Consider the following 13249-nt stretch of genomic DNA (forward strand, 5'->3'; position numbering starts at 1 on the left):
CCCCTCCGCCCCTGCCCTTCCCGTATCTGGGTGGCTCCGCCCCCCAGACCCCCCTTGTCGCGCTTCGCGCTCGTCCTCAAACGCCGGACGGGCTAAAGAATCCAGTCCGCCGGGCGCAGGATTCCCAGCAACTGCCGGACGAGTTCCTCGACCACCGCGTCGAGGGTCGCGTCCACCCAGCCCGCGCGCCAGTCGTGCAGGAGGCCGTTGACGCTGCCGATGAAGGCGGTCGCGGCGATCCGGTAGTCGCGCGGCGCCGCCTCCCCGCGTGCGGCGGCGGCCGCCGCCTCGGCGCAGATGAAGTCCACCCAGCGGGCGCGACGGGCGAGACGCTGTTCCTCCAGCCGCGGGCTCACCCCGATGATTTCGACGAAGGTGATGCGGATCCGGCGCGGGTCGCTCGTGACGTTCGCGGCGTAGGCGCGGAAGATCGCGGTGGCTCGCTCGGCGAGCGGCAGCTCCCGCGCTTCGGCGAGCGCTTCCAGGGCGGCCTCCTCGGCCCAGTCGTTGACCTGGAGGTGCAGGGCGGCCAGCACGTCCTCCAGGGTGCGGAACTCCTCGTAGAACTGGCGTGTCGAGTGGCCCGCCGCCTCGCTGAGCGCCGCGACGGTCGTGGACCGGAAGCCGGGACTGTCGCCGAACAGCTGTAGCGCGGCGTCCAGGAAGCGGCGGCGCCGCTCGGCCTGCCGCTCCTCGGCGGTCCTGCCCCCGTAACGGCCGGTGGGCTGTTTGAGCCTGCCCGCCACGCGTTCCTCCCTCACCGCTGCGACCAACCCAGCACTCGGACGATTTTGTCGTGTACGGACCCTTGTGTAGAGGGCCACCCCTTCCTTACTTTCCAGTAAGTCAACTCTGAACGCGGGCGTGTTCAGACTTCCCTTGTCATGCCCTCGCCATTCGCACTCCCCACTACGACAAGGACCCACCATGGCTGTCCTCAGACCCGGGCACTTCTGTTCCCTCGCCGCCGCTCTCGCCCTGACCCTCGGCGGCACGGCGACCGCCGCCACCGCAGAGGCCTCCGCCGCCGATCTGCGCGAGGTGATGTTCGTGGGCAACAACTGGGACGGCACCGCGGACGTCATCAAGTCCACCGGTGACTTCGCGAAGATCGGCCGGATCAACGTCATCCCGGACAAGGACGAACGGCTCGCGGCGATCAACGCCGATCCCATCAAGTGGGCCTACTTCATGGCCATTCGCAATGGCGTCGGCGAGGGGCACGACCAGTTCGCCGACGACATGTACTCCACGCCCGACGGCAAGTCCGCGGTCGTCTCGCGCCCGAGTTTCGCCGATGTCGTCTCGATCGATCTCGCCACCGGGAAGATCAACTGGCGTTTCCCCGTGGCGGGCTACCGCTCCGACCACATGGCGGTCTCTCCCGACGGCACCCGTGTCGCGGTCTCGGCCTCGACCGCGAACACCGTGCATGTGCTCGACATCAACACCGGTAAGCAGGTCGGCTCCTTCGCCACCGGCGACAAGCCGCACGAGAACATCTTCACCCGCGACGGCAAGTACATATGGAACATGGCCATCGGCGACGTCACCACCGCCCTCGACGACCCGTGGCTGGACTGGACGAAGGGCGACCGGCACATCACGGTCGTCGACGCGGCCACCTTCAAGCAGGTCAAGGTGATCGACATGCGGGAGCGGCTCGACGCGATCGGCCTCACGGACTTCTCGGACGCCGTCCGCCCCGCCGTCTTCTCGCCCGACGAGTCCAAACTGTATTTCCAGGTCTCGTTCTTCAACGGCTTCCTCGAGTACGACGTCACCTCCGACAAGATCACCCGAGTCAAGACCCTGCCGAAGAACCCCGCCACCAGCACCGACCGCACCACCTGGGTCAACGACTCGCGCCACCACGGCCTTTCGATGAACCCGTCCGGCACCAAGCTCTGCGTCGCCGGCACCATGGACGACTACGCGACCGTCGTCGACCGGGCCACCCTCCAGGAAGGCCCGCTCGTCACCGCCTCCAAGCCGTACTGGGCGACCGTCAGCGGCGACGGCAAGGACTGCGTCGTCTCCGAGAGCGGCGCCGACCAGATCACCGCCATCGACTTCGCCACCGGGCAGAAGACCGTGTCGGTGCCGGTCGGCGACCACCCCCAGCGGGTTCGCCTCGGCCATGTGCAGGCGAACTGGGCCAGCCCGTCCGTCAGTTGACCTGTGTCGCGGTCCAGGCCGCCAGTTCGGTCCTGGCCGCGCTCAGCAGGTCGGCGGAAGGAGCGGTCGCCCCGTTCGTGACCAGCGCGTAGTGCACAGTCCCCGAGCCGGGCGCGGTGAGCAGGAGACGGCGGCTGCCGGTACCGCCCGGCTCGGGGGCCACGGCGATCGGCGTGGTGGTGGTGTAGGCGGGCGGGGAGATCGTCGCCCCGAGATCGGACACCACCGTGGTCGCCGAGGTCGGGAAGGACGCCGGCAGGTGGAGCTCCGTGGGGGCGCCGCCGCCGTTGGAGCGCCAGAGCAGCAGACCGTACTGGCCCGATCCGACGAGCTGGGAGACGTGCGGCAGGGTCGAAGGGATCGGATTCCAGCTCAGGGTGGTGGAGCCGTCGCGGGAGCGGTCCTCGTAGGTGAAGGCGACCGTGGTGCCCGCGGTGGCGCTCGGGTAGAGGCGGTCCAGGAGGCGGGCGTCCTGGCGCAGCACCGCCGTGCCCGAGTCGTCGAGGCGTACGGCGGAGAGGTCCTCGTCGTTCCAGGCGTCGCCGGAGGTCAGGACCTTGTCGGGGTTGTCGTTCATCAGTTCGTGATGTCGCCCGTTGTAGAGGTCCCACTGCCACTGGGTGCCGGACAGGACCGGGCCGGAGGAGCCCGCCTTGGACCACCAACTGGAGCCGGGCAGGCGGGAGTCGAGGGCCTGGTACATCGCCTTGACGACCGTCGGGGCCTTGTCCGAGACCGATCCGGAGAGCGGGTGGCCGAACTCGCTGACGATCGCCGCCGTCCCCGCGGCCGAGGCCCGGTCCCGTACCGTGCCGAAGTCGGTGGCGTACTGACCGTCTCCCGCCTTGCCCCACATGAGGATGCCCGAGATGGCTTTCTGGTCGTAGAAGTGGGTGTTGAACACATAGCGCGGGCCCAGTGTGCCCGCGTCCAGCAGGCCTCCCTCCTGCTTCTGGGAGTCGATGTTGGCGTTCCAGAAGAGGTTCGGCTCGACGAAGGCGGCCTTGTCCTGCCAGCCGGCCGCGTCCATACGGGCCCGGAACTTGGCGTAGAACGGCCACAGCACATCGCGTTCCCAGGTGCGGCTGGTCTGCCCTGAGTCGTAGGTGCCCGCGTACGGCTCGTTGAACGGGTCGAAGCCGACGACGCCCGCGAACTCGGCGGTGGTGAGGTGCTGTTTGACGTAGGCCATGGTGGCCTGGGCCGTGTCGAGGAAGGCGCCCTGTACACCGTAGGCGTTGTGCCAGAAGTCGTACGACGCCTGCTTCACGGCGCCGTTCTGCGTGATGTTCTGGCCCCAGAAGAGACAGATTCCGCAGGACTCCTGCGGGTAACTGCCCGCCGTGACCGCCCACTTGGGCGCGCCGTCACCGCTGTACCAGCTGCCCGTGTTGAAGAGATAGCGGGAGGAGAGATCCTGGTGGAAGTCGGGGTATACGCGGATTCCGGCATCGAGGAAGGCGCGCATCTGGTCGGTGGCCGCGGTGAGATACGTGGTGTCGACCTGGCCGCGTACGGGTTCGGCGTGCGCCCAGGACAGCAGGAAGCGCACGGAGTTGCCGCCGCCGAGGGCGCGCAGCGCGGTCGCCGACTTCTTGGCGTCGGCGACCGAGGCGAAGGGCAGCCCGCTGTTCTCCTCCAGCTTGGTCTCGCCGGACACGTTGTAGCCGCGCAGCACGACCTCGCGGCCGAGGCCGTCGGTGAAGCGGCCGTTCGCGACCGTGAGGGTGGCGGCCGCGGGCTGGTCGAACCAGAGGGAGTCGGGGAGTCCGTCCGCGGCGGCGGGTTGGGCGCCCGCCGCCGAGAGGAAGCCGGTGAGGAGTACGAGGACGCCGAGCAGACGCGCACGTAACTTCGACATGTCCATAACAGTCCCGTGTGCACCAAGAGTCGTCAATACCACCTGACTTACGAGTAAGTTGGGCTTCACGCGCCCACTCGCCCCGTAAGGTTCAGGAGGTACTCCTTGCGGTCGAGGGGGTTGAGATCGGTCCTCGACCGCTCCGGGGCCGCGCCTTGCCCGACCGGCGCGTAGTGGTCGAAAACGCAGTCCAGCTCGCCCTCGCCACGTGTCAGCCCCGGGAGTTGCTGCCCGAGTTCATGCACCCGGGCGACCGGGACGAACCCCTCCAGCACACATGTCGCGCCGCGCATCAGCGTGGTCTGTGGAACGGCGCGCTGTTTCGCCAGCACGGGCAGTACCGCCGCGAGCGTGTCCGCCGGGGCCTCCAGGTGGAAGTGGTCCATCGGCTCGTACACCTGACTGCCCGCTTCCCTCAGCGCGCTCATCACCACCAGCGGGGTCAGTCCGCGGAAGTCGGCGCCCGTGCTGGACATGCTCTTGTCGAAGCCCTGGTGCGCGTGGCTCTGCCGGGGTGAGTAACCGGAATGGGTCATGGTGACCGTGCAGTCGGTGACCCGCCACCCGTGGATTCCCTGCGCCAGCGTCTCTCTCACGCTGTCCTCGACCGCCTTGAAGAAGGCGTACGGCATCGCCCCGAGTTCGACTTCCAGACGGAATTCCACCCCGGAGTCCACCGGTGCCGGCTCGATGCGCAGTCCGACGGTCGCGAGAAACGGATTGGCGTCCTTCTTGTTGAACTCGACCGCCGTGCCCGTGCCGACCGGCCGCTCGACGCAGAGGGGCGTCGTCTCGAGGAACAGGACGTCGATGCCGAATTCGTCCGCCAGGGTCGCTTGAATGACCTCCTTCTGCACCTCCCCGTAGAGGGATACGGAGATCTCCTTGCGCACTTCGTCCTGCCGCACATTGATCAGCGGATCCTGTTCGGCGAGTTGGGTGAGCGCGAGATGCAGGGCTCCCTTGTCGGCCGGCCGGCAGGGGACGACGACGGTTTCGAGCGTCGGCGGGGAGAAGTGCCGCTCCTCCCCCGGCGATTTCCGCGGTACGCCGATGGTGTCGCCGATCCGGATGTCGCCCAGCCCCCACAGCTTGCCGATCCGCCCGGCGGCCACGGCCCCCTCCCGGACGGCCGACCCCTGGTCGAATACGCTGATCGCGGTGACCTTCCCCTCCACACCGTCACGGAAGGTCAACCGATCACGGGTCCGCAGGGTGCCGGAGAACATCCGCGCGTACGCGATCTTCTCACCGGCCGGTCCGCGCTCGACCTTGAAGACGCTGCCCGAGACCGGGCCGTCGACGTCACCGTCGGCTCCGGGCAGCAACTCCTTGATCCCGCAGATGAGTTCGGCCACACCCGCGCCCGTCATGGCCGAGCCGAAGAAGACGGGGTGCACCAGGGCGGCCCCGGTCTGCCGTACGAGCGCGGCGCGGAGCCGGTCGTCCGACAGGCGGCCCTCGACATAGGCGGCCAGCAGCTCGTCGTCGTGTTCGGCGAGCAGATCGAGAAGGGGGGCCTGGAGACGGGCAGCGGCGTACGAGGTGAAGTATGCGTCCCGCGAGCCCTGTTCACCGACCTCGCCCATCGGGACGATCGCGTCGGTGAGCCGCTCGGAGATCTTGGCGAGAACGTGCTCGCAGCGTGCTCCGCCACGGTCGATCTTGTTCACGAAGACGAGCGTGGGAATCCGCAGCCGCTGGAGCGTCCGCATCAGCACACGGGTCTGCGCCTGTACGCCCTCCACGGCCGAGACGACGAGTACGGCGCCGTCGAGCACGCCGAGCACCCGCTCCACCTCGGCGATGAAGTCCGGGTGGCCGGGGGTGTCGATCAGATTGACCGTGACGTCGTCGACCACGAACGAGACGACGGCGGATTTGATCGTGATGCCGCGCTGCCGCTCCAGCGCGAGGGAATCGGTCTGGGTGTTTCCGTCGTCGACGCTGCCGATCTCGTCGATGACCCCGACCGTGTGCAGCAGCCGCTCGGTCAGGCTTGTCTTACCGGCGTCTACGTGCGCCAGAATTCCCAGGTTGAGCATATGCACCGGGCGTCATGTCCTTTGAAGTGGGAGTGATTCCTTCCTGGGGGGACATGAACGGTGCGCGCATTGCTGCTCCTTGATCTCCGACGACTTCTTCTCCGAAGTGCAGCAGGCACCGGTGTGCGACGCAACGGATTAACGCTCAACAAACCCGGTCGGAGCATGTTCCCCCGACCGCGCCGGAGCGTTTGGCGGCGGCGGTGACAGGAGCGGACTCTTGAGGAGAACGCACCCCGAGGTGAGAGGAGCCGGTGATGCGTGAAATCCTCCCGGCGCTGCACGAGTGGTACGCGGCGGGGACCCCGTTCGGGCTCGCCACGGTCGTCGCGGTCAGCCGCAGCGCGCCCCGGGACCCCGGGGCGGCCATGGCCGTGGGTCCCGGTGACGAGGTCGTGGGCAGTGTGTCCGGCGGATGCGTCGAGGGCGCGGTGTTCGAGCTGGCCCAGCAGGTCGTGGAATCCGGCGAGGCACGCCTGGAGACGTTCGGGTACAGCGACGAGGACGCGTTCGCGGTCGGGCTCACCTGCGGTGGCGAGATCACGCTGCTCGTCCGACGGGTGTCGCCCGCCGACGACCCGTCCTTCTCGGCGGTGGCCGAGTCGGTGGCGGCGGGCCGCCCGGTGACGGTGGCGACGGTCATGGACGGACCGGCGCCGCGCGGTGCCACGCTCGCCGTGTGGCCGGACGAGGTGTCCGGGTCGCTGGGATCGACCGGCCTGGAGGTGGCGGTCACCGCCGACGCCCGGGGCGAACTGGCCCAGGGCATCACGGGGCAACGGCACTACGGCCCGCAGGGCGAGCGCCGGGAGGACGCCGTCACCGTCTTCCTCGACTCCTTCGCTCCGCCGCCGCGCATGCTGGTCTTCGGCGCGATCGACTACGCCGCAGCGGTGGCCCGCATCGGAGACTTCCTCGGCTACCGGGTCACGGTGTGCGACGCCCGCCCGGTCTTCGCCACGCCGAAGCGGTTCCCGGCGGGCGTGGAGGTCGTCGTCGAGTGGCCGCACCGCTATCTGAGCGCCACGCCGACCGACGCGCGCACGGTGATCTGCGTCCTCACCCACGACCCCAAGTTCGATGTGCCACTGCTGGAGGAAGCACTGCGCCGCCCGGCCGCGTACATCGGGGCGATGGGCAGCCGCCGCACACACGGCGACCGGATGAAACGGCTGGCCGCGGCCGGCCTGTCGGAGCGTGAACTGTCCCGGCTGCGCTCACCCGTCGGGCTCGACCTGGGCGCGCGTACGCCCGAGGAGGTGGCCGTGTCCGTCGCGGCGGAGATCGTCGCGCTGCGGTGGGGCGGCAGCGGAGCGCCCCTGACGGCGACGGGCGGAGCGATTCATCCGAGGTAGCCCGAGCCACGAGGGCGAGTCGAGCCTGCTCCGGGAGGAGCCGATGGATCCGCACCACGAGTTCACCGTCGCGGCGGCACTCGTGGGCTCGCGCATACGGAGTCGGCGGCGCCCGTGCTCCGTCAGCCGCCCTCGGCGCGGTGATCGGCGAGCACCTGCTCCAGGTGGTGCAGTGCCGCGGTTACCCGGGCCGGCTCCTTCTGGAAGAACGGGTCGTCCGGCACCGGCAGCGACCCGGCAAGCGCCCAGCCGCGGCCCCGCGCCCAGGTCGCGTCGTCCACGCCGAGCGCCGCGCGGAAGACGTCCCTTGCCGCGTCGGGGAGGAACTTCCAGGCGGGCAGCACGTCGACGGCCGGATCGCCGACGGCGAGCGTCCCGAAGTCGATGACCGCGCTCAAACGGCCTTCCACCGCCAGCAGATTGCCCGTCGCGAGGTCCCCGTGGATCCACACGGGGGGCGCGTCCCACGCGGGCGCCCCGAGTGCCGCCTCCCACACTGCCGTGACCGCGGCGACGTCGACCATGCCCTTCAACGCCGCGATCTTCGGCCGCACCCGCGCGTCGGCGGCCAGGGAGTCCCGCGTGTCCCCCATCGGCACCCCGCGGAAGGCGTTGCTCTGCTGAGGGCCGGGGCCACCGGTGGCGTCGATCTTCTGCAGGGCGTTGATGAACTCGGCGAGTTCCACGGCCGTCCGCACCGGATCGGCGAGGCCTTCGGCGGTGGCCCTCTCCCCTTCCAGCCACCGGTAGACGGACCAGGGGTAGGGGTAGCCCTCCCCCGGCTCGCCCATCGCCACCGGTGCGGAGACGGCCAGCGGCAGCTGCGGGGCGAGCCGGGGCAACCAGGTGTGCTCGCGTTCCACCTGCCCGGCCCAGTGGGCATAGCGCGGCAGACGGACGGACAGGTCGTCGCCCAGCCGGAAGGTGGCGTTGTCCATGCCCGACAACGGGACGGGTGACAGGGGCAGTTCGGCCCACCGCGGGAACTGTGCGGCGAGCAGACGGCGTACGAGACCGGCGTCGATCAACACGCCGTCCATCTCAGCGGGCGGCGGCGTCCACCGTCCACTCAATTCTTGGCGCCGGCCGTGCGCGGCGGCAGTCGGTGCAGGGTCACGTCGGTCAGCCGGCCGTCCGTCACCGTCGCGGTCATGTACGTGCAGTGCGGCTGACGGCGACGGTCGGTCGGGGAGCCGGGGTTGAGGAGGCGCAGGCCCGTCGCCGCCGTCGTGTCCCAGGGGATGTGGCTGTGGCCGAAGACCAGCACGTCGAGGTCCGGGAAGCGTTGCGCGCAGCGGTGCTCACGGCCCTGGGCGGCGCCGGTTTCATGGACCACGCCGAAGTGCAGGCCGCCCAGTTCGGCACGGGCCACCTCGGGGAGGCGGGCACGCAGGGCGGGGCCGTCGTTGTTGCCATACACCCCGACGACTCTGCGCGAGCGGTCCTCCAGGAGGTCGAGGGTGTCGGTGTCGACCCAGTCGCCCGCGTGGATGACGACGTCGGCCAGCGGGAGTTCGGCCAGGAGGGGGCCCGGGAGCTGCTTCGCCCGGTTCGGGAGGTGGGTGTCGGACATCAGCAGGAGACGCACACCCCCAGGGTGTCACTCCGCAGCGGACTCGCGGGCGCCACTGCAGGGCGGACCCGCAGGGTGTCAGTCCAGCACGATCTCGCTCCACACCTGCTTCCCGCCGCTCACCGGCACCGTCCCCCACGCCGCTGACATCGCCTCGACGAGGAGGATGCCGCGTCCGCCGGTGGCCTCCCAGCCGATGCTGGTGGGCTTGATCGGCGTGCGCGGCGAGTTGTCGGCGACCGCGATCCGCAGGCGGTGGTTGATGAGGGTGAGGTCCAGCCTGACCTGGCCGTCGGTGTGCACGAGGGCGTTGGTGACGAGTTCGGAGACGATCAGGAGCACGGCGTCCGCGTGGTCGCCCACGCCCCAGGCGCGCAGGGTGCGGTGGGTGAAGCGGCGGGCGTGCCGGACCGCCTCGGGGACGCGCCAGACGGTCCAGCTCTCGCGCAGCGGGCGCAGCGCCATGCCGTCGTAGCGCATCAGGAGAAGGGCCACGTCGTCGCTGCGGTTGGCGCTCGCCAGCAGTTCGTCGGCGACGAGTCCGAGGTGGGCGGGATCGGACGCGGACAGTTGCGCGGCGAGCCGGTTCAGGCCGTCCTCGATGTCGAGGTCGACGGACTCGACGAGGCCGTCCGTGGTCAGGGCCACGATCGTGCCGGGCTGGAGGCGTAGCGGGCTCATGGGGAAGTCGGCCTGCCTGACGACGCCGAGCGGCGGCCCGGTTTCCGACTCGGGGATGTCCGTACTGCCGTCCGGGTGACGCAGCACCGGCGGCAGATGTCCGGCGCGGACGTACCAGGCGGAGCCCTCCTCCATGTCCACGTCGACGTAGCAGCAGGTGGCGAAGAGGTCGGTCTCGAGGTCCATGAGGAGACGGTTGGCGTGCGAGACCACCACGTCCGGGGGGTGCCCCTCGACGGCGTATGCGCGGATGGCGGTGCGCATCTGGCCCATGAGGGTCGCGGCGGAGGCGTTGTGGCCCTGGACGTCGCCGATGACAAGGGCGACGTGGTTGTCGGGCAGCGGGATCACGTCGTACCAGTCGCCGCCGACCTCCAGTCCCGCGACGGTCGGCAGGTAGCGCGCGACGGCGACCGCGCCGGGCAGCCGGGGCAGGCGGCGTGGCAGCAGGGTGCGCTGGAGCATGCCGATGAGTTCGTGCTCGGCGTCGAAGGCGTGGGCGCGCACCAGCGCCTGGCCCGCGAGGCCCGCGGACGCGGTGAGCAGGGCGCGCTCGTCGGGGCCGAAGTCGTGCGGGGCGTCCCAGCCGATGAGGCAGGCGCCGGCCATCCGGCCACCGGCGGGCAGCGGCAGCACGGCGAGGCCGCCGGGGCCGACATCGGCGAGCGCGGGTTCCAGCGGCGCCCCGGCGGGCCAGACGGCGGGGCGTCCCTCGCTGAGGGCCGCCGCGAGCGTCGGCATGGCGCGTACCGGCGCGTCGGGCCATTCCGAGCGCCACTCGGTGCGCCACAGCTCGGGCCAGGCCTCCGCCTCGGGTGGGTCGAGGACGGTGACCACGAGGCGGTCGCCCTCCAGCTCGGCGAGGGCGAGCCGGTCGGCCTGGAGGGGCTTGCGCAGGGCCGCGATCACGGCCTTCCCGACGTCACGGACGGTGCCCGCGGTGGCGAGGGCCGAGGCGAGCCGCTGGACGCGGGCCACGTCGTTGACTCTCGAGCGCAGCTTCGAGGCGTCGATGACCGTGCCCACGAGCCGCGCGGGGCGGCCTTCGCCGCCGGTCAGCAGGCGGGCGCGCAGCCGCAGCCACTTGTGCCCGCCGGAGGGCTGCAGGATCCGGAACTCCAGCTCCCGGTCACCGATGGACATGTGGTCCGGTTCGACCGCGGACATCAGCGAGGGCAGGTCCTCCGGCACGGTCATCGACAGCAGGGTCTCCACCTTGCCGTCGAACTCGGCGGGGCGCAGACCGAACAGGTCCAGCATCTCGTCGTCGACGTCGACGTGCCCGGTGTCCATGGCGAGGTTGAACGCGCTGGCGGGCAGATCGCCGGTGTCCTGCGGTGGGGCGGGCGGGCAGACGACGGCTTCGGCGAGCAGGCCCAGACACGCGCGGTCCTCGGCGCCGAAGCCGTCCGCGTGCTCGCTGACGGCGACCAGGCAGCCGTCGCCCTCGTTCCGCAGCGGCAGCACGGCCAGCGAGAAGTCGAGGGACGGATGGCGCCGGGCGTCGGCGCAGTCGGCGAGCTCCCGAGGACCGAGCCAGAGCGGCCGGCCGGAGCGCAGGGCGTCGGCCGCGGGGGATCCGCCGGAGACCGGGTAGCTGTCGCGCAGCCCGTACAGCGTCCTCGGCACTCCGGCGGACTCGGCCAGATGCAGCTCGTCGCCGCTGGAGCTCGGGGCATACACGGCGGCGAGGGTCGCGCCGGTGAAGACGAGCGTCTGTTCGAGCACGCGGCGCAGGCGCTCACGTGGGTCCAGGTCCGTGGCGAGCGTCTTGAGGGCAAGTTCGGCACGCTGCGTTCTCGCTCCGCGTTCCGCACCGCCCTCACTGACCACGTCCGCAATTACAGCGCTTCCAGGGCGCTCGCGCAGCCCCTGTGACCGTTCCGGGCCTGTCGGGCCTGCGGCGAAGCCCGGCCGCTCGAAAGAAGTCGAACATGTCTTTACCCATGCGTTCCGCACGGTGATCTCGTGACAGGCGTGACTGTCCGTGCCTCTGGTGGGCTGGAAGGCTCGGTGAAACAGGCCGAGGGGGGCATGTCATGGACAAGCGGTACGAGGTCTACGCGCTGGCCGACAGACACTTCTACGAGACGCCGGACCGGCTGTCCGCGACCGAGCGGAGCGCTCCGCCGTCGTACGGCACGGCGCTGCGCGAGGCACCCGAGGGCTGGCGCTCGGCGCGCATCGGTGACTGGCTGACGCTGACGCCGCTCGACCCGGACGGGAGCCCGCGCTCCGGGCCGGCCCAGGGCTGGAAGATCCACGCCTCGGCCACCCGGGAGAACGCGGAGAAGATCGCCGAGATCGTGTGGGACTACTGCGTGCCGCGGCTGATCCCGTTCAAGTTCGTGCCGGGGCCGCATCTGCTGCATTTACGGAACACGAAGTACGCGGCCAGGGACACCAGCGGGAAGTTCGTCACGATCTATCCGGCGGACGAGGACCAGCTCCACCTGGTGCTGCGCGAGCTGGGCGACCTGCTGGACGGCTTCGAAGGGCCGTACATCCTCACCGATCTGCGCTGGAACGAGGGTCCGCTGTACGCCAGGTACGGCGCCTTCGCGCGCTCCTTCGTCGTCGACGAGCGCGGTTCGCTGGTGCCGGCCGTGCGGGACGGCGCGGGGAAGTCGGTGCCGGACCGGCGCCGGCCCTCGTTCCAGGTTCCGGAGTGGGTGACGCTGCCCGCGTTCCTCGAGCCGCAGCTCGCGGCGCGCAACACGACGACGGTCGGCGAACTGCCGTACCGCATCGAGAAGGCCCTGCACTTCTCCAACGGCGGCGGGGTGTACGCGGGCACCGACACCCGCGACGGGCGCAAGGTCGTCCTGAAGGAGGGGCGGCCGCACGCGGGGCTCGCCGCGGACGGGGCCGATGCCATCGCCCGCCTCGAACGCGAGAAGTACGCGCTGGAGCGGGTGTCGGGACTCGGAGTGGTCCCGGAGGTACGGGACTGGTTCACGCTCGGCGACCACCGCTTCCTCGTCATGGACTTCCTCGAGGGCCGCCCCCTCAACTCCTTCTTCGCAGAACGGCACCCCCTGCTCACTCCCGACCCGGATCCGGACGCCGTCGCCTCGTACACCGCCTGGGCGCTGCGCATCCACCGCGCGGTCGAGAAGACCGTCGAGGCGGTGCACGCGCGCGGGATCGTCTTCAACGACCTGCATGTCTTCAACATCATGGTCGGGCCCGACGGGGAGTCGGTGTCCCTGCTCGACTTCGAGGCGGCGGCGCCGATCGAGGAGAACGGCCGCCAGGTGGTCGCCCACCCGGGGTTCTTCGCACCACCGGACCGGACGGGTCCCGCCGTGGACCGGTACGCGCTGGCATGTCTGCGGCTGGCCCTGTTCATGCCGGTCACCACGCTCTTCGTGGTCGACCGCGGGAAGGCCGCCCATCTGGCGGAGGTCATCGCCGGGCAGTTCCCGGACGTGCCCGGGGAGTTCCTGGCGGAGGCCGTCGCCGAGATCACGGGCGACGGCGGCGGGCGGCTCGCGCCGGCCCCCGAGGGGGGAGAGGCCGGCGCGCCTCCGCCCGCCGCTCTGCTCCGGGAGCC

At 70.6% G+C, this 13249-nt stretch carries 9 protein-coding genes; 3 read left to right on the forward strand and 6 right to left on the reverse strand.

What is annotated here, in order from left to right; translation table 11 throughout:
* Positions 1–92: 92 nt before the first annotated feature.
* The gene (locus AB0D27_RS26545; RefSeq protein WP_362513520.1) at positions 93–746 is read right to left on the reverse strand and encodes a TetR/AcrR family transcriptional regulator; all 654 of its coding nucleotides are present in this window, start codon (positions 744–746) and stop codon (positions 93–95) included.
* Positions 747–927: 181 nt separating this feature from the next.
* Here AB0D27_RS26545 and AB0D27_RS26550 point away from each other — a divergent pair, with 181 nt between their 5' ends.
* The gene (locus AB0D27_RS26550; RefSeq protein ID WP_362513522.1) at positions 928–2178 is read left to right on the forward strand and encodes a YncE family protein; all 1251 of its coding nucleotides are present in this window, start codon (positions 928–930) and stop codon (positions 2176–2178) included.
* On the opposite strand, the gene AB0D27_RS26555 is transcribed toward AB0D27_RS26550, so the two are convergent.
* Entirely contained in the window at positions 2171–4045 is a 1875-nt protein-coding gene (locus AB0D27_RS26555; RefSeq protein ID WP_362513525.1) for an endoglycosylceramidase, read from the reverse strand. The two genes, AB0D27_RS26550 and AB0D27_RS26555, sit on opposite strands and share 8 nt — an antisense overlap.
* A gap of 59 nt (positions 4046–4104) precedes the next feature.
* Positions 4105–6090, reverse strand: a complete 1986-nt coding sequence (locus AB0D27_RS26560) for a translation factor GTPase family protein (RefSeq protein ID WP_362513528.1) — start codon at positions 6088–6090, stop codon at positions 4105–4107.
* 251 nt (positions 6091–6341) lie between these two features.
* Between AB0D27_RS26560 and AB0D27_RS26565 the strand changes: the two genes are divergently transcribed.
* A complete protein-coding gene (locus AB0D27_RS26565; protein WP_362513530.1) occupies positions 6342–7439 on the forward strand; it encodes an XdhC family protein in 1098 nt (365 codons plus the stop codon).
* A 122-nt stretch (positions 7440–7561) separates the two neighbouring features.
* On the opposite strand, the gene AB0D27_RS26570 is transcribed toward AB0D27_RS26565, so the two are convergent.
* The 3 genes from AB0D27_RS26570 to AB0D27_RS26580 form a co-directional block, all read right to left on the reverse strand.
* The gene (locus AB0D27_RS26570) at positions 7562–8470 is read right to left on the reverse strand and encodes an aminoglycoside phosphotransferase family protein (protein WP_362513533.1); all 909 of its coding nucleotides are present in this window, start codon (positions 8468–8470) and stop codon (positions 7562–7564) included.
* 38 nt (positions 8471–8508) lie between these two features.
* Positions 8509–9027, reverse strand: a complete 519-nt coding sequence (locus tag AB0D27_RS26575; protein WP_362513536.1) for a metallophosphoesterase — start codon at positions 9025–9027, stop codon at positions 8509–8511.
* A gap of 63 nt (positions 9028–9090) precedes the next feature.
* Positions 9091–11526, reverse strand: a complete 2436-nt coding sequence (locus AB0D27_RS26580) for a SpoIIE family protein phosphatase (protein ID WP_362513539.1) — start codon at positions 11524–11526, stop codon at positions 9091–9093.
* A 206-nt stretch (positions 11527–11732) separates the two neighbouring features.
* On the opposite strand from AB0D27_RS26580, the gene lanKC reads away from it, so the two are divergent.
* Positions 11733–13249 (forward strand): class III lanthionine synthetase LanKC (lanKC, locus tag AB0D27_RS26585; RefSeq protein ID WP_362513543.1); only part of this gene is annotated, 1517 nt, incomplete at its 3' end.

This window comes from Streptomyces sp. NPDC048415, from assembly GCF_040651675.1.
Classification (GTDB): Bacteria; Actinomycetota; Actinomycetes; order Streptomycetales; family Streptomycetaceae; genus Streptomyces.